This is a genomic window from Stenotrophomonas sp. YJH_SMC_19 (genome assembly GCF_059367915.1).
Window position 1 is genome coordinate 44,177 of sequence record NZ_JCAFRI010000019.1, and the last position, 15,186, is coordinate 59,362.

At 67.3% G+C, this 15,186-nt stretch carries 15 protein-coding genes; 7 read left to right on the plus strand and 8 right to left on the minus strand.

Annotation, left to right across the window (positions count from 1 at the left end; all coding sequences use genetic code 11):
* Positions 1–147 precede the first annotated feature (147 nt).
* The gene (locus tag AC5P5R_RS17230; protein WP_005411724.1) at positions 148–1,263 is read left to right on the plus strand and encodes a glycerophosphodiester phosphodiesterase; all 1,116 of its coding nucleotides are present in this window, start codon (positions 148–150) and stop codon (positions 1,261–1,263) included.
* A gap of 110 nt (positions 1,264–1,373) precedes the next feature.
* Here AC5P5R_RS17230 and AC5P5R_RS17235 read toward each other — a convergent pair whose 3' ends face one another.
* Both AC5P5R_RS17235 and AC5P5R_RS17240 read right to left on the minus strand, forming a co-directional pair.
* Positions 1,374–2,144, minus strand: a complete 771-nt coding sequence (locus AC5P5R_RS17235; RefSeq protein ID WP_012481682.1) for a rhomboid family intramembrane serine protease — start codon at positions 2,142–2,144, stop codon at positions 1,374–1,376.
* Positions 2,145–2,237: 93 nt separating this feature from the next.
* Positions 2,238–3,200 (minus strand): TerC family protein, encoded by a 963-nt coding sequence (locus AC5P5R_RS17240; RefSeq protein WP_062606442.1) that lies wholly within the window; start codon positions 3,198–3,200, stop codon positions 2,238–2,240.
* Positions 3,201–3,548: 348 nt separating this feature from the next.
* Here AC5P5R_RS17240 and AC5P5R_RS17245 point away from each other — a divergent pair, with 348 nt between their 5' ends.
* Together AC5P5R_RS17245 and AC5P5R_RS17250 are read left to right on the plus strand one after the other, a co-directional pair.
* A complete protein-coding gene (locus tag AC5P5R_RS17245; RefSeq protein ID WP_005414966.1) occupies positions 3,549–4,718 on the plus strand; it encodes a class I SAM-dependent rRNA methyltransferase in 1,170 nt (389 codons plus the stop codon).
* A gap of 210 nt (positions 4,719–4,928) precedes the next feature.
* Positions 4,929–6,170: a dipeptidase gene (locus AC5P5R_RS17250; protein WP_099529642.1), complete on the plus strand. Its 1,242-nt coding sequence runs from the start codon at positions 4,929–4,931 to the stop codon at positions 6,168–6,170.
* 92 nt (positions 6,171–6,262) lie between these two features.
* On the opposite strand, the gene AC5P5R_RS17255 is transcribed toward AC5P5R_RS17250, so the two are convergent.
* The 5 genes from AC5P5R_RS17255 to AC5P5R_RS17275 form a co-directional block, all read right to left on the minus strand.
* Positions 6,263–7,690 (minus strand): amino acid permease, encoded by a 1,428-nt coding sequence (locus tag AC5P5R_RS17255; protein WP_005411719.1) that lies wholly within the window; start codon positions 7,688–7,690, stop codon positions 6,263–6,265.
* Positions 7,691–7,856: 166 nt separating this feature from the next.
* The gene (locus AC5P5R_RS17260) at positions 7,857–8,555 is read right to left on the minus strand and encodes a suppressor of fused domain protein (protein WP_005411718.1); all 699 of its coding nucleotides are present in this window, start codon (positions 8,553–8,555) and stop codon (positions 7,857–7,859) included.
* On the minus strand, positions 8,552–8,974 hold the full coding sequence (locus AC5P5R_RS17265; protein ID WP_005411717.1) for a hypothetical protein: 423 nt from the start codon (positions 8,972–8,974) through the stop codon (positions 8,552–8,554). Before AC5P5R_RS17265 ends, AC5P5R_RS17260 begins: the two co-directional genes overlap by 4 nt.
* The gene (gene leuE, locus AC5P5R_RS17270) at positions 8,971–9,600 is read right to left on the minus strand and encodes a leucine efflux protein LeuE (RefSeq protein ID WP_005411716.1); all 630 of its coding nucleotides are present in this window, start codon (positions 9,598–9,600) and stop codon (positions 8,971–8,973) included. Before leuE ends, AC5P5R_RS17265 begins: the two co-directional genes overlap by 4 nt.
* 14 nt (positions 9,601–9,614) lie before the next feature.
* Entirely contained in the window at positions 9,615–10,586 is a 972-nt protein-coding gene (locus AC5P5R_RS17275) for a LysR family transcriptional regulator (RefSeq protein WP_049395268.1), read from the minus strand.
* 91 nt (positions 10,587–10,677) lie between these two features.
* Here AC5P5R_RS17275 and AC5P5R_RS17280 point away from each other — a divergent pair, with 91 nt between their 5' ends.
* A complete protein-coding gene (locus tag AC5P5R_RS17280; protein ID WP_049395267.1) occupies positions 10,678–11,685 on the plus strand; it encodes a zinc-binding alcohol dehydrogenase family protein in 1,008 nt (335 codons plus the stop codon).
* A 67-nt stretch (positions 11,686–11,752) separates the two neighbouring features.
* Here AC5P5R_RS17280 and AC5P5R_RS17285 read toward each other — a convergent pair whose 3' ends face one another.
* On the minus strand, positions 11,753–12,358 hold the full coding sequence (locus AC5P5R_RS17285) for a glutathione S-transferase family protein (protein ID WP_049395266.1): 606 nt from the start codon (positions 12,356–12,358) through the stop codon (positions 11,753–11,755).
* Positions 12,359–12,403: 45 nt separating this feature from the next.
* On the opposite strand from AC5P5R_RS17285, the gene AC5P5R_RS17290 reads away from it, so the two are divergent.
* The 3 genes from AC5P5R_RS17290 (at position 12,404) to AC5P5R_RS17300 (ending at position 15,116) form a co-directional block, all read left to right on the plus strand.
* Positions 12,404–13,963, plus strand: coding sequence for a DNA recombination protein RmuC (locus AC5P5R_RS17290; protein WP_100438164.1), 1,560 nt, complete (start codon positions 12,404–12,406; stop codon positions 13,961–13,963).
* Positions 13,964–14,034: 71 nt separating this feature from the next.
* Complete coding sequence (locus AC5P5R_RS17295) at positions 14,035–14,433, plus strand: hypothetical protein (RefSeq protein WP_005411711.1); 399 nt, start codon at positions 14,035–14,037, stop codon at positions 14,431–14,433.
* 137 nt (positions 14,434–14,570) lie between these two features.
* Positions 14,571–15,116 carry a glutathione peroxidase gene (locus AC5P5R_RS17300; RefSeq protein WP_005411710.1) on the plus strand — a complete coding sequence of 182 codons (546 nt, stop codon included), beginning with the start codon at positions 14,571–14,573 and terminating at the stop codon, positions 15,114–15,116.
* Positions 15,117–15,186: the final 70 nt, after the last annotated feature.

A 15,186-nucleotide genomic window follows, 5' to 3' on the forward strand; every position in this document is an offset into this window, starting at 1 on the left:
CCGGCCGCTGGCCGGCAACCCAGCCGAACGAGCTCCCCGGGATCGCTACGGGGTCGGATCCCCTCCGGGGATCCGACCCCAGGTCCCCCACCTGTCACATTGCCGCCGCATACTGACGCCCATCACATACCGCTTGGGGAAGTCGCAGTGAAGTCGTGGGGTTGTGCGTTGCTGTTGTCGCTGGCCGTGGCACCATCGGTGGCCATGAGTGCTGAATCCTCCACCCCGGCCGCGCACAAGGTGTCGGTCTATGGTCATCGCGGGGCGAGCGCGTTGCTGCCCGAGCACACCCTGGCCGCCTATGCGCAGGCGATCGCCGATGGCGCCGACTACATCGAGCCGGACCTGGTGATGACCAGGGACGGGGTGATGGTGGCCCGCCACGAGAACGAGATCAGCGGCACCACTGATGTGGCCTCGCATCCCGAATTCGCCAGCCGCCGCACCAGCAAGGTCATCGACGGGCAGAAGGTGGACGGCTGGTTCACCGAAGACTTCACCCTGGCCGAGCTGAAGACCCTGTACGCGCGCGAGCGCCTGCCGGAACTGCGCAGCACCGCCTATGACGGCCAGTTCCGCATCGCCAGCCTGGACGAGATCCTCGCATTCCTTGTCCAGCAGGCCGGGCGTGCCAACCGTGGCATCGGCCTGGTACCGGAGATCAAGCACCCGACCTACTTCCAGTCGATCGGCCTGCCGATGGAAGACAAGCTCCTGACCGCGCTGCGTGGCAATGCCTATACCAACGTCGGCCCGGTCACCATCCAGTCGTTCGAGACCGCCAACCTGCGCTACCTGCGCGGCAAGATCCCGCGTGGCAGCAACATCCGCCTGCTGCAACTGCTGTGGAAGGGCGACACCCAGCCGGCCGACATCGCCAAGGCCGGTGGCAAGCTGACCTACGCCCAGATGATGACGCCGGCAGGACTGAAGGACATCGCCAGCTACGCCGACAGCATCGGCCCGGAACTGCGCTCGATCATTCCGCTGGACGCCAAGGGCGCGCTGAGCACTCCGACCACGCTGGTACAGGACGCACATGCGGTGGGCCTGATGGTGATTCCGTACACCTTCCGTCCGGAGAACCACTTCCAGGCCAGCAACCTGCGCAAGGGCGCCGACAATGCGCGCAATGCCGAGGGTTCGATTGCCGAGATGCGTGCCTATCTGGCCACCGGCATCGATGCGTTCTTCACCGATGACCCGGCACTGGGCCGACAGGCGGTGGATGGCATGGGCGCAGCGGGGAATGCGGCGAACTGACGGACTCTGGTAGATGCCAACCTTGGTTGGCACACAACAACCGCCGACCAAGGTCGGCCACTACCGGATCATGAGGGTGCCGGCCAGCGGCCGGCACTACCGGGGCATTTTCAGCCGCGCGGCTCGTCTGGCCGGCGGAATGGAATCACCACGTAGTCCTGACCTTCGCGCGGCTGCCACAGCACCGGCACGCGCTGCGGTGACGGCGGTTCCAGCTCGTCGTCGGCCAGCGGTTCGGCCTCGTCTTCTTCGTCTTCCCAGCTGTAGCGCGGGCGCGGCGGCAGCGGGTCGGCGTTGCGGAACAGCAGCGCGGCGATGATGCCGGCGAAGGCGCCGCCCATGTGCGACTGCCAGGACACGCCGTCGGCGTGCGGCAGGATGGTCATCAGCATGCCGCCGTAGAACAGCATGCCGATCAGGCCGGTGGCAATCGCTGCACGGTCGCGGCGCAGCAGGCCCAGGCTCGCCAGCAGGAACATCAGGCCATGGGTGACGCCGCTGGCGCCCAGGTGCACGCTGCCCGGATTGCCCAGCATCCACGCACCGATGCCCGAGCCCAGCCACAGCAGGGGCAGGGCGCGCACGGTGGCTTTCGGGTAGACGCTGCCGGCCAGCGTGCCCAGGATCAGGATCGCGATGCTGTTGGCGGCGATGTGCTCGACCGAGGCATGCAGCATCGGGCCGCCGATCAGGCCAAGCAGGCCCTTGGCTTCCAGCGGCGCGACCGCCCACGGCCGCCAGTCGAAGGTGCCCTGCAGGGCGAACACGGCCACCAGCACCAGCACGGCGGCCAGGCTGACATTGAACGCCCGCAGGATGCGCGAGCGGTCATTGCGGGGGGCCGGCAGGTCGCCAGCGGGCAGGGGCGCGTTGTTGTCCATACCTCAGCAATGGCGGTGACTGGCGCGAAACCAAGGCCACCGCAACGGGAGAGTGGGTGCGGCCGGCGGGACAATCCCGCCGGCCGGCCATGATCAGGTGTGGCCGGAGCCTTCCTTCGGCGGGTACTTCAGGCTCAGTACCACGGTGGCGGCGATGATCACCGCGACCACGCCCAGCGACACCGGGGTCGGGATCTTGAACAGGTCGATGATCATCATCTTGATGCCGATGAAGCCCAGCACCAGCGCCAGGCCATACGGCAGCAGGTGGAAGCGGTCGGCCATGCCGGCCAGCAGGAAGAACATCGCGCGCAGGCCCAGTACCGCGAATACGTTGGAGGTGAGCACGATGAACGGGTCGGTGGTGATCGCGAAAATCGCCGGGATGCTGTCCACGGCGAAGATCACGTCGGTGACCGCGATCAGGATCAGCACCGCGAACAGCGGGGTGAACCAGCGCACGCCGTCGCGCTTCACGCTCAGTGCGTTGCCGGCATAGTCCGGCAGCAGGCGCAGGTGCTTGCGCATCCAGCGCAGGGCGGGATTGGTCTCCAGGTCCGGCTCCTGGCCGGCGGCGAACCACATCTTCCAGCCGGTGAACAGCAGGAAGGCACCGAACACGTAAAGCAGCCAATGGAACTGGCTGATCAGCACGCTGCCGGCGAAGATCATGATCGTACGCAGCACGATCGCGCCCAGGATGCCGATGATCAGCACCTTCTGGCGCTGCTCCTCCGGCACCGCGAAGTAGCTCATGATCATCAGGAACACAAAGATGTTGTCGACCGCCAGCGCCTTCTCGACCAGGTAGCCGGTCAGGAACTCGAGGCCGACCTTGTTGGCCACCACCTGGCCGGCGGTCTCATTCAGGTAGTACCAGAGGCCCGCATTGAACAGCAGGGCCAGCGCGACCCAGCCGATGGACCACCACAGGGCCTCCTTGAAGGTGACCTTGTGCGGTCCACCATGGCGCATCAACACGAGGTCGACCAGCAGGGCGATGACCACCACCGCTGCGAAGCCGCCCCACAACCACACGTTACCGATCGTCTGCATTGGGAATGTCCGTTGGAAAGATGAATGCCAGGCCGGACGGCGAGGATCTGCAACGGAGGATCGGGAGGGGGATCCAGGGACAGAGCTTCGCCAGTACGGCGAAGGTCTCGCTCGCAGTTCCAGTCGGCTGGAACTGCCGTTGCACCGGAGCCTGCGGGCTCGAAATGACGGCGACAACGTCTGGGAGCTACTCCCCTTCTGGCGCCGATTCTGCCGTCTGGCCCCGCCGCCGTCAAATGGGGGGGCCAGGGGTCGGATCCTCAAAGGGGCTCCGACCCCATTGTCGCCACACTGCGGTCAGAGCCCCTGCGGGGATCCGACCCCCGGCGCCCGGTTTACAATGGGTGGATGAATACCCCCCTTCCGATTGTCCGCCTCAAGAATGCGTGGCGTTCCAGCCACCCGTGGATCTTCCAGAAACTGGTCGAGAAACCGACCGTCCGGCCCAAGCCCGGTTCCATCGTCGACGTGGTCGGCATCGATGGCGAGTTCATTGGCCGCGGGTTCTACAACGGGCACTCGCGCATCGCCGTGCGCATCCTCGAAAACGACCAGAACGTGCCGGTCGATGCCGGCTGGTTCTCGCGCAAGATCGCCCAGGCGGTGTCGCTGCGCCGTGAGGTGCTGAAGCTCGACGCGGTCTCCGACGCCTGGCGCGTGGTGCACAGCGAAGGCGACGGCCTGTCCGGCCTGGTGGTGGATCGCTACGGCGACCTGGTGGTGGTCGAGTTCTTCGCCGCCGGCATGTTCCGCCACCGCGAATGGATCTACGACGCCCTGCGCGAGCAGTTCCCGGGCTGCCGTTTCCACAGCTTCGCCGACGAACACGTGCAGAAGCAGGAGAGCTTCGACTTCCACGGCAACACCACCACCGAGGCGTCGGTGATCACCGAGTACGGCATCAAGTTCCGCGCCGACCCGGCCGGCGCGCACAAGACCGGCTTCTTCGCCGACCAGCGCGAGAACCGCGAGTGGCTGAGCCAGCAGGTGGAAGGCAAGAGCGTGCTGGACCTGTGCTGCAATACCGGCGGTTTCGCCGTGTATGCCGCTGCGCGTGGCGCTTCGGAAGTGGTCGGCATCGACATCGATGAGGACGTCATCCAGATCGCCAAGGGCAATTCGCGCCTGAACAACGTGCGCCCGAAGTTCATCCAGTCCGACATCTTCCCGTGGCTGCGCGACGCCGCCAACCGCGGCGAGCAGTACGACGTGGTGATCCTGGATCCAGCGAAGATGACCCGCGACCGCGACCAGGTCATCACCGCGCTGAAGAAATACCTGGACATGAACAAGCTGGCGCTGGGCGTGGTCAAGCCGGGCGGCCTGTTCGCCACGTTCTCCTGCACCGGCCTGGTGGCCGAGGACCAGTTCCTCGACATGCTGCGCCGCGCGGCGTATTTCTCCGGCCGCACGATCCAGATCCTGAAGGTCGCTGGCGCCGGTCCGGACCATCCGTTCATGGCCCACGTGCAGGAATCGCGTTACCTGAAGGCCGTGTTCTGCCGCGTGGTCGACTGACCGCGGGACGATGTAGAGGCGAGCCGCGCCACCTGATCCTGGGGGCGCCATTGTTTCGAACGCATCGCAATGCGCGGGAAGCTGGCCGCTGGGCCGTGAATACGATTCATGCTCGACTCGCGGTGCCTGGCAGCCGAGCGTGAGCTCGACTCTACAAATCTGCTGGCTGCAGCGCTATGGTCGGGCTCTTCCCATTGCCGGTGAGAGCCCATGCCATCGTTGCGCCACCTGTCCGTCGTGCTTGCCCTGGCGCTGTGTGCGCCGCTGTCGGCTCATGCCATCGAGTTCAGCGCACAGGAACTGGCCCGCGCCAAGGCGCTGCAGCAGCGCCTGGTCACGCTCGACAGCCACCTGGATACGCCGGCCAATTTCGGCCGGACCGGCTTCGACATCGAGCAGCGCCACGACCGCAACGCACTCTCGCAAGTGGACTACCCGCGCATGGTCGAGGGCGCGCTGGACGGTGGCTTCTGGGCGATCTACACCGATCAGGGCGACCGCAGCCCAGCCGCGCACCTCGCCGAGCGTGACCATGGCCTGCAGCGGCTGCTGGAGATCCGCGAAATGCTGGCCGCCAATCCCGAGCGTTTCGCGCTGGCATTGACCGCCGATGACGCGGCACGGATCAAGGCCGCCGGCAAGCGCGTGGTCTACATCAGCATGGAAAACGCCAGCCCGCTGGTGGAAGACCCCAGCCTGCTCTCGTTCTACCACCGTGCCGGCCTGCGCCTGCTCAGTACCGTGCACTTCGCCAACAACGAGTTCGCCGATTCGGCCACCGACCCCAAGGGAGCGGAATGGAAAGGCCTGAGCCCGGCCGGCAAGGTCCTGGTGCAGCAGGCGGTGAAGCTGGGCATCGTGATCGACCAGTCGCATGCGTCCGACGCGGTGTTCGATGACCTGCTGGCAATGATGCCGGTGCCGTTCGTGCTGTCGCACAGCTCAGCCAAGGCGGTCTACGACCACCCGCGCAATCTTGATGATGCGCGCCTGCGCAAGCTGGCCAAGGCCGGCGGCGTGATCCAGGTGAACGCCTATGGTGGCTACCTGATCGACACCGCAAAGACGCCCGAGCGCAAGCAGGCCGAGGAAGCGCTGAGCAAGCAGCTGGGTGGCTGGGAAGGCATGGGCATCGAGCAGGGCGTCGCCCTGCTGAAGGCCGAGCAGGCGCTGGACCACGAACACCCGGTGCGCCATGCCAGCCTCGACGACTTCTTCGCCCACTTCGAGCACATCCTCAAGGTGGTCGGCCCCGAGCACGTGGGCATCGGCCTGGACTGGGATGGCGGCGGTGGCCTGAGCGACCTGCCCGATGTCAGCCAGCTGCCGAAGATCACCGCGTGGCTGCTGCGCAAGGGTTACACCGAGCAGCAGATTGCCGGCATCTGGGGCGGCAACCTGCTGCGGGTGATGCGCCAGGCGCAGGACTATGCGGCAAAGCAGGGCGGTTGACCGCCCTGTGGTAGTGCCGGCCGCTGGCCGGCATTGCCCGTATCAACAGGATGAGAGGTGCCGGCCAGCGGCCGGCACTACCGGTGATCCGGTTATTTCGCGATCAGCGCGTGGCGACGGCTGTACAGGAAGTACAGCACCAGGCCGGCCACGTTCCACAGCAGGAAATACAGCTGGGTGGTGTGCGGCAGGCTGAGGAACAGGTAGATGCAGCCCAGTGCGGCCAGCGGGCCGACCACGAAGGCCAGCGGCGTGCGGAACGTGCGCTCGCGGTTCGGCTCGCGCAGGCGCAGCACCACCAGGCAGATGCCGACGGCGGTGAACGCGGCCAGGGTACCGGCGTTGGCCAGCGCGGCAATCTCGTCCAGGCGCGCCACACCGGCCAGCGCCGACACCACCACTGCGGTGAACAGCGTGGTCGCCACCGGCGTGCCGGTGCGCGCGTTGACCTTGGACAGGCCACGCGGCAGCAGGCCATCACGGCTCATCACGAAGAAGATGCGGCTCTGGCCGTACAGGAAGGCCAGCAGCACGGTCGGCAGGGCGATGATCGCGATCACGCCGATCACCATCGCCGCGGTCGGATGGCCCAGCTGGCGCATGATCAGCGCCAGCGGCTCGGCGCTGTGGCCAAACACGGCGTAGCTCATCGCACCCACGGCGGCCAGCGCCACCAGCACGTAGACGATGGTGCAGCCGATCATCGAACCGATGATGCCGATCGACAGGTCGCGGCCCGGGTTCTTGGTTTCCTCGGCGGCGGTGGAGATCGCATCGAAGCCGTAGAAGGCGAAGAAGATGATCGCCGCCGCTGCCATCACGCCGTGCTCGACGCCATCGGGGCCCATCGACTTGGCGAAGCCATACGGCATGAACGGCTGCAGGTTGGCGCTGTCGAAGGCGGGCAGGGCCACGGCCACGAAGATAGCCAGCGCGATCAGCTTGAACACCACCAGGATGGCGTTGAGGGTGGCGCTTTCCTTGGTGCCGGCCATCAGCATGCCGGCCACCAGCCAGGTGATGATGATCGCCGGCAGGTTGATCATGCCGCCTTCCACGTGCGGGCCGGCCGCCAGCCAGGCCGGCAGGTGCACGTTCCAGCCGAACTGGGTGTGGACCCATTCGAGGAAGCCGACGAAGTAGCCGGACCAGCCCACCGCCACCGTACTCACCACCAGCGAGTACTCCAGGATCAGACTCCAGCCCACCACCCAGGCAAACACCTCGCCCAGCGCACTGTAGCTGTAGGTGTAGGCACTGCCGGCGGCCGGCATCATCGTCGACAGCTCGGCGTAGGACAGCGCCGCACAGGCGCAGACCGCACCGGCGATGGCGAAGGAGATCAGCACGGCCGGGCCGGCCAGGTTGGCACCGACGCCGATCAGTGTGTAGATGCCGGTACCGACGATGGCGCCAATACCCAGCGCGATCAGGTGCGGCCAGCTGAGCGTCGGGATCAGACGCCTGCCGGCCTCGTGGACGGTGACGGAATCTAGGGACTTGCGCCGGAACAGGGACATGCAGGCCTCGGAAGGGGTGACTAAGAACGACAAGTTCCCGAGTGTGACCGAACGCAGCGCAGCATTACCACTGACGGGGGTCATGCATGGCGGGGCGCGCGCTGCACCCCGGCCACGCTGCCGGAATCGGCACAAATGCTGGCAGGGTTCGAAATGATTCGATCCCTCAAGGCGAGCCCGGAGGCGATTGAAGTACGAGAGCAGGGGCCAGATCGATGCTGACCCGCTGCGGATCGATCACCGGCGCCGCACCTTGGGTTCTCAACTGGGCCACCAGCACTTCGAAGCCATGCGCGCGGCCGAACGCGTGCTCGTCCAGGGTCAACGGCAGCAGCTGCAGGAAGTCGAATCGTCCCGATGGCAGTTGCTGGGGTCCCGGAAAGTGCAATGACGGAACGAAGACGGCCGCCTGCAGCATGCTCCCTGCGTGATCCACCGGCCCCCCCAGCTTCAGCCTGTCCCATGGCGCCAACGGATTGCCGGGCATGCGCGAGTGGCACAGCAGCAGGTGGTACGCGGTGAACCAGCGCAAGGTGGTCAGCGCCCACGTCGCTTCATCCTGCGTCTCAAGCATCAGTTCGATGCCCCACCCCGAATCTCCATCTTCGTGCCGCCCTTCCCAGGGGTTGGACAGGCCGGTGCTGACATAGATCCAGTGCCGTCGATCACCGTGCGGAGGGCACGCATTGACGCCGACATGCAGCCAGCGCGGGTCGATCTGCTCCTGCTTGAAGACGTTGCGCAGCAGATCCATGTCGAGGGGGTAGATCCCCGGTCCGGTATCGCCGAACAACCGCCGGTACAGCGTCTCCTCCCGATACTCCCAGCTGCGCTCCAGCAGGGTGTCGTCGTCGATGGTGCTCACTCAGCCACCCTGCCGGGCCAGCGGCAGCCGTCTTCCTGCCAGGCTTCGGGGTCGTCGTGGAAGGTGGTGCTGCGGCCATCGCGGGCGCGTTCGTAACGCAGATCCAGCACCAGGGCACCCTGCGTGCTCAGCAGGTAGCGGCCGTTGAGGCGTCCGTCGATGCGTTCTTCCCAGACGCTGTCGAACTGGTACGGGCGATCTTCGGCCAGCACCGTGGTCTCCATCGAGATCCGGTGCAGGGGCAGGCGCTCGCGCTGCCCGGCGTAGCGCACATCGGCCCGGCCGTCTTTCAGCCAGCGCCATTCCAGGTGGATGCTGTCATTGCGACCGCCGCTCAGGCAGCGATGGTCCTGCACGGTGGTGCCAGAGGCGGTGCCGGCGAGCAGTAGTGCGACCGCGGTTGCCAGCCAGGCCTTCATCCGTTCAACCCCAACCGGATGCCGAACCCGACAAGGAACAGGCCGGCCACCCGGCGCAGCGCATCGCTGATGCGCGGATGCTGGATCAACCGGCGGCGGGCCAGGTTGCCCACACCGATCAGCATCGAGCAGTAGGCGATGCTGACCACCAGGATGATGCCGGCCAGGGCCGCGAAGGTGGCGATGCCCTGGTGCGCCTTCGGATCGATGAACAGCGGCAGGAAGGCCATGTAGAACAGGATCGCCTTCGGGTTGAGCAGGCTGACCAGGATCGCCTGCTGGAAGTAGCGGCCCGGCTGCATGCGGATCGGGCCGGCGTCACCGCCCTCGTGCTTCGGCGTGCGCAGCAGGCTGATGCCCACCCATACCAGGTAGGCCGCACCCAGGTACTGCACAGCGTGGAAGACCAAGGGGTTGGCCTTCAGCAGTGCGGCGACACCGGCCAGCGCCAGCCACATCAGGATCTGGTCACCGACCAGCAGGCCGGCCAGTGCGGTGTAGCCGCCGCGCACGCCGCCACGGCCGGTGGCGGTCAGCAGGGTGAAGGTGCCGGGGCCGGGCAGGGCGAGAAACACCAGCACAGCGACCAGAAACGTCCACAGGTCCTGGATGCCCATCCACGGCATGGCGGTGTTCTCTCTTACGGGGGGCTGCCATTGTCGGCCAGCACCGGGGTGGGCGACAGGGGGTGGGGGAGTCCATCGGGCATGCCAGACAGCAGCGGTTGCAGGTGCTGGCGCAGCTGCGCATGCAGCTGCCGCACCGCCGGCGAGAACTGCTTGCGGTGCGGGCACACCAGCTGCAGCGGAATGTGGCTGCCGACGCCGTCGAGCAGCAGCTGCAGGCGTCCGGCCAGCACGTCTTCGCGCAGGTCCAGCCAGGATTTGTAGGTGATGCCTTCGCCGGCCACCGCCCAGCGCCGCACCACGTCGGCGTCGTCGCAGACCAGCGGGCCGCGCACCGGGATCACGGTGCGGCGCCCTTCGACCTCGAACGACCAGCGATCGTAGGCGCGGCCACTGAGCTGGTAGACCAGGCAATCGTGCTCGCGCAGTTCGTCCAGGCGCACCGGCGTGCCCCGTCGCTGCAGGTAATCGGGCGAAGCCGCGAGCACACGACGGTTGCCTTCGAGCAGGGGCAGGGCCACGTAGCTGGCGTCGTCGAAGTGGCCGATGCGGATCGCCACATCGACCGGATCGCGGAACACGTCGGCCACTTCATCGGACAGCCGCAGGTGCAGGCGCAGCCGTGGATGCGCGGCTCGGAACGCGGTCAGCCACGGCAGCAGCAGGTTGCGACCAAAGTCCGACGGCGCCGACAGCTGCAGCGTGCCATGCAGTTCGGCGTCCTCGCCCTGCACGCGGGCCCGCCCTTCGCGCAGGGTAGCCAGCACCTCCTGCGCATACGGCAGGTACAGCGCGCCCTCGCCGGTCAGGCGCAGGCTGCGGGTGGTACGCACGAACAGGCGCAGGTCCAGTTCGCGTTCCAGCCGCGCCACGGCTGCAGCGACCTGTCCGGGTAACAGATCGGCCTCGCGGGCCGCCTGGGAGAAGCTGCCCAGTGCGGCCGTGCGGACGAACAACTGCAGGTCGTCGAAGCGGATCATCTTCATTGCCGGAGTGAAAGTGCTGCCCGATTCTGCGCCTTTCTGAGCGACCGTGCGCGGCGCAACCTGTGCACTCCTTCCCCACTGGACCGCTGCCATGCGCGCCATTGCCTACACCCACGCCGGCCTGCCGATCGACGACACCCGGGCCCTGATCGATATCGAACTGGAACTGCCGCAGCCCGGCCCACGCGACCTGCGGGTGGCGGTGCGCGCGGTGGCGGTGAACCCGGTCGACACCAAGGTCCGCCGCGGCGTGGCCACCGACGGCCCGCGCGTGCTGGGCTGGGACGCGGTCGGCATCGTCGACGCGGTGGGCAGCGAGGTCACCCTGTTCCAGCCTGGCGACGCGGTCTACTACGCCGGCGTGATCGACCGCCCGGGCAGCAATGCCGAGTACCAGCTGGTGGACGAGCGCAGCGTCGGCCGCAAGCCGGCCAGTCTCGACGATGCGGCCGCCGCCGCGCTGCCACTGACCGCGATCACGGCCTGGGAGCTGCTGTTCGACCGCCTGCGCATTCCGGAGGGCGGCGGTGAAGGCCAGACCCTGCTGGTGATCGGTGCTGCTGGCGGTGTCGGTTCGATCCTGGTGCAGCTGGCGCGGAAGCTGACGAAACTGACGGTGATCGGCACCGCATCGCGCCCGGACACCCAGGACTGGGTGTATGCGATGGGCGCACACCACGTGATCGACCACCGCCTGCCGCTGGCCGAGGGACTGGCACGGCTGGGCATCAGCGAGGTGCAGCACGTGGCCAGCCTGACCCACTCCGACCAGCACTACGCGCAGATCGTGGAGCTGCTGGCGCCGCAGGGCCAGTTCGGCCTGATCGACGATCCGGGCCAGGTGGACGTGATGGCGCTCAAGCGCAAGGCACTGTCGCTGCACTGGGAGTCGATGTTCACCCGCCCGCTGTACAAGACCGCGGACATGCAGCGCCAGCACGACCTGCTGAACCGGGTGGCCGAGCTGATCGATGCCGGCGTGCTGCAGACAACGCTGGGCGAGCATTTCGGGCGCATCGACGCGGCCAACCTGCGGCGCGCGCATGCGCTGCTGGAGAGTCACCGCGCCAAGGGCAAGATCGTGCTGGAAGGCTGGTAACGCTGGTTGTTCCCGCGTCCTCGGGGTCAGATCCCTTTCCCGTTGGGAAAGGGATCTGACCCCTGCCTCAGGCCACGCCGTTGTCGACGTGTTCGGCGAAACCGGGCTGCTGGCGCAGGCGTTCGAACCACGCCGCGAGGTGTGGCAGTGCGGGCTTGTGGCCGGGTGTGCTGCGCCAGCGCTGGGTCGACAGCCCCAGCACGATATCGGCGAGGGTAAAGGTGTCGCCCGCCACGTAGGCATCGGTGGCGGCCAGCTGGGCTTCAAGCACACCCATCAGCCGGTTCCACTGCGCCAGGCTGGCCTCGGCACGGGCATCGTCCGGGTAGTCCGGATGCTGGCGCACGCGCGCCATGAACACATGGCGCCAGGCGCTGTTGAGGTCGCTGGCCTGCCAGTCCATCCACTGCTCCACCCGGGCCCGGGCCTGCGCTGCTGCGGGCAGCAGGTCGTCACGGCCGGCGCGGGCGGCCAGGTAGCGGCAGATGCTGTTGGACTCCCACAGCACGAAGTCGCCATCGCGCAGCACCGGTACCTGCCGGTTCGGATTCAGTGCGGCCAGCAGGTCCGCGGGTGGCGCAGGCTCGTGGCGCAGGGGCAGATCCAGCCCCGCGCACAGCCACAGCACCTTGCGCACGTTGATGGAGGTGGGCTTTCCGTACAGAGCGAGCATGGTTCTGGCGCAGCAGCTGAGACTCCGCCAGCCTACACTTGCCCCATGCAAACCGAATATCTGCTCATTGGCGGCCTTCTATTGGCCGTGCTCATCCTGCAGCTTGTCGCCCTGCTGCGCCGCCCGCCGCACGACCGCCTCGAACAGGCGGTGCGTGAGGAGGCGCGCGCCGGGCGCAGCGAGCTGCGCGAACAGCTCGATGGCTTTGCCCGCGCGCTGACCGATCTGTCCACCCGCACCGACCAGCGCCTGGACCTGCTGCGCGAGGCGCTGGGCGAGGACGCCCGCAAGGCGCGTGCCGAGGCGGCGGAGAGCCAGCAGCGTGGCGCCGCGCTCATGGGGCAGCGCCTGCAGGAACTGCGCGTCCAGCTGGAAACCTTCGGGCAGCAGCAGGAAGCGCGCATCCACGCCTTCGGCCAGCAGCTGCAGGAACTCACCGGGCGGACCGATACCCAGCTGGGCGCGCTGCGCCAGACCCTGGTGGACGATGCGCGCAAGGGTCGTGAGGAAGGTGCGCAGTCGCAGCAGCGCCTGACCGAAAGCCTTGGCCTGCGCCTGCAGGAACTGACCCAGCGCAACGAACAGCGCATCGCCGAGATGCGCGCCACGCTGGAAGAGCAGCTGCGCGCGCTGCAGAACGACAATGCGCAGAAGCTGGAGCAGATGCGCCACACCGTGGACGAAAAGCTGCAGTCGACGCTGGAAACACGCCTGGGCAACTCCTTCAAGCTGGTTTCCGAGCGCCTGGAACAGGTGCAGCGCGGTCTTGGCGAGATGCAGCAGCTGGCCACCGGCGTTGGCGATCTCAAGCGTGTGCTGACCAACGTCAAGAACCGTGGCAGCTGGGGCGAAGTACAGCTGGAGAACATCCTCGAACAGACGCTCACCCAGGAACAGTACGCGCGGGCAGTGAAGGTACGCCCGGACAGTGGCGAGATGGTCGATATCGCGGTGCGCCTGCCGGGCCGCAGCAGTGACGACACGCCGGTGTGGCTGCCGATCGACTCCAAGTTCCCGCGCGAGGACTACGAGCGCCTGCTCGACGCGCAGGAACAGGGTGACGCCGAGGGCGTGCGCCTGCAGGGCATCCAGCTTGAACGCGCGGTGCGCGTGCAGGCCAAGTCGATCTGCGACAAGTACATCGCGCCGCCGCACACCACCGACTTCGCGGTGATGTTCCTGCCCACCGAAGGCCTGTATGCCGAAGTGATCCGGCGCCCGGGCCTGGTCGACCTGTTGCAGCGCGAGCACCGCGTGGTGGTGGCTGGACCGACCACGGTCACCGCGCTGCTCAACAGCCTGCAGATGGGCTTCCGCACGCTGGCCATCGAGCAGCGTTCCAGCGAGGTGTGGAGCCTGCTGGGTGCGGTGAAGAGCGAGTTCGGCAAGTTCGCCGGCATTCTCGAGAAGGCCGAGAAGCAGATCACCACGGTCGGCCGCAGCATCGGCGAAGCCAGCCGCAAGACGCGCACCATCGAACGGCGCCTGCGCGGCGTGGAGTCGCTGGCGTCAGAGCAGGCGCAATCCCTGCTGGGCGGCTTGGCCGATGCTGATGCCACGGCCGAGGACGAAGGCAACGAAGGCGACGACGGCGACGAAGCCTGAGCTACGTCGACACGCCGCCTGCATGGTCGATGCGTATGCTGGCGGCCTGTCCTACTGGATCAGGTAACGCCATGCGCCTGCGCCTCTGCACCAGTCTCATCCTGACCGCGCTGCTTGTCGCCTGCAGCAGCGCACCGCCGGCTGCCAATCCGGCGGCGGCACCCGCCGCAGCCACCAGTCCCGAAGCGGCCGAGGCCTACCGCGAAGCGCGCGATGTGGACTGCCAGGCCGCTGGCGGCACCCTGCAGCGGCTGGGCCGGCTGCAGCGCGAACAGTGCGTGATTCCCTACGCCGATGCCGGCAAGGCCTGCAGCCGCAAGAGCGACTGCACGGGCCAGTGCCTTGCCGGCGGCGAAGTGGCGGTTGGCAGCCCCGCCACCGGCACCTGCCAGCGCGATGCCCGCCAGAACTTCGGCTGCCGCCAGCGCATTGATGAGGGCAAGGCGCAGGGCATGATCTGCGTGGACTGATCGTAGTGCCGGCCGCTGGCCGGCAGCCTCATGAACCCTTGCGAACGATCGCACGATTGCCGGCCAGCGGCCGGCACGACCGACATCGCGCGGCGCTATGCTGGTGGGCCATTCCCCGCTGTTGCCGGAGCCCCCGCGTGAGCACTTCGATCCAGGACATTTCCCTCACCACCATCGACGGCCAGCCGTCCTCGCTTGCCGACTACCAGGGCAAGGTACTGCTGCTGGTCAACGTCGCCTCCAAGTGCGGCCTGACCCCGCAGTACGAAGGCCTGCAGGCGCTGTATGCGGAAAAGCACGCACAGGGCCTGGAAGTGCTGGGCTTCCCGGCCAACAACTTCCTCGGCCAGGAGCCGGGCAGCGAAGCGGAGATCCAGCAGTTCTGCCAGCTCACCTACGATGTCAGTTTCCCGATGTTCTCCAAGATCAGCGTGGCCGGTGACGACACCCACCCGCTGTACCAGCAGCTGACCGCTGCTCAGCCGCAGTCGATCGGCGAAGGCCCGCTGCGCGAGCGCCTGGCCAGCAAGGAGATTCCGATCCACGCAGCGCCGGCGGTGCTGTGGAACTTCGAGAAGTTCCTGGTCGGCCGCGACGGCAAGGTCATCGCCCGCTTCGCCCCGGACGTGGCGGCTGACGACGCGCGCCTGCGCGAAGCCATTGAAGCCGCGCTGGCTGCCTGATCGGCCGGGGTCGGATCCCTTTCCACGGGAAAGGGCTCCGACCCCACCCACGGCGCCAAAGAAAAACCCC

What these genes read in the sequence shown, in the direction of transcription:
- AC5P5R_RS17235 (WP_012481682.1), bottom strand. Translation starts at nt 2,144, where the DNA reads ATGGACAACAACGCGCCCCTGCCCGCTGGCGACCTGCCGGCCCCCCGC.
- AC5P5R_RS17240 (WP_062606442.1), bottom strand. Translation starts at nt 3,200, where the DNA reads ATGCAGACGATCGGTAACGTGTGGTTGTGGGGCGGCTTCGCAGCGGTG.
- AC5P5R_RS17245 (WP_005414966.1), top strand. Translation starts at nt 3,549, where the DNA reads ATGAATACCCCCCTTCCGATTGTCCGCCTCAAGAATGCGTGGCGTTCC.
- AC5P5R_RS17250 (WP_099529642.1), top strand. Translation starts at nt 4,929, where the DNA reads ATGCCATCGTTGCGCCACCTGTCCGTCGTGCTTGCCCTGGCGCTGTGT.
- AC5P5R_RS17255 (WP_005411719.1), bottom strand. Translation starts at nt 7,690, where the DNA reads ATGTCCCTGTTCCGGCGCAAGTCCCTAGATTCCGTCACCGTCCACGAG.
- AC5P5R_RS17265 (WP_005411717.1), bottom strand. Translation starts at nt 8,974, where the DNA reads ATGAAGGCCTGGCTGGCAACCGCGGTCGCACTACTGCTCGCCGGCACC.
- leuE (WP_005411716.1), bottom strand. Translation starts at nt 9,600, where the DNA reads ATGCCGTGGATGGGCATCCAGGACCTGTGGACGTTTCTGGTCGCTGTG.
- AC5P5R_RS17275 (WP_049395268.1), bottom strand. Translation starts at nt 10,586, where the DNA reads ATGAAGATGATCCGCTTCGACGACCTGCAGTTGTTCGTCCGCACGGCC.
- AC5P5R_RS17280 (WP_049395267.1), top strand. Translation starts at nt 10,678, where the DNA reads ATGCGCGCCATTGCCTACACCCACGCCGGCCTGCCGATCGACGACACC.
- AC5P5R_RS17285 (WP_049395266.1), bottom strand. Translation starts at nt 12,358, where the DNA reads ATGCTCGCTCTGTACGGAAAGCCCACCTCCATCAACGTGCGCAAGGTG.
- AC5P5R_RS17290 (WP_100438164.1), top strand. Translation starts at nt 12,404, where the DNA reads ATGCAAACCGAATATCTGCTCATTGGCGGCCTTCTATTGGCCGTGCTC.
- AC5P5R_RS17295 (WP_005411711.1), top strand. Translation starts at nt 14,035, where the DNA reads ATGCGCCTGCGCCTCTGCACCAGTCTCATCCTGACCGCGCTGCTTGTC.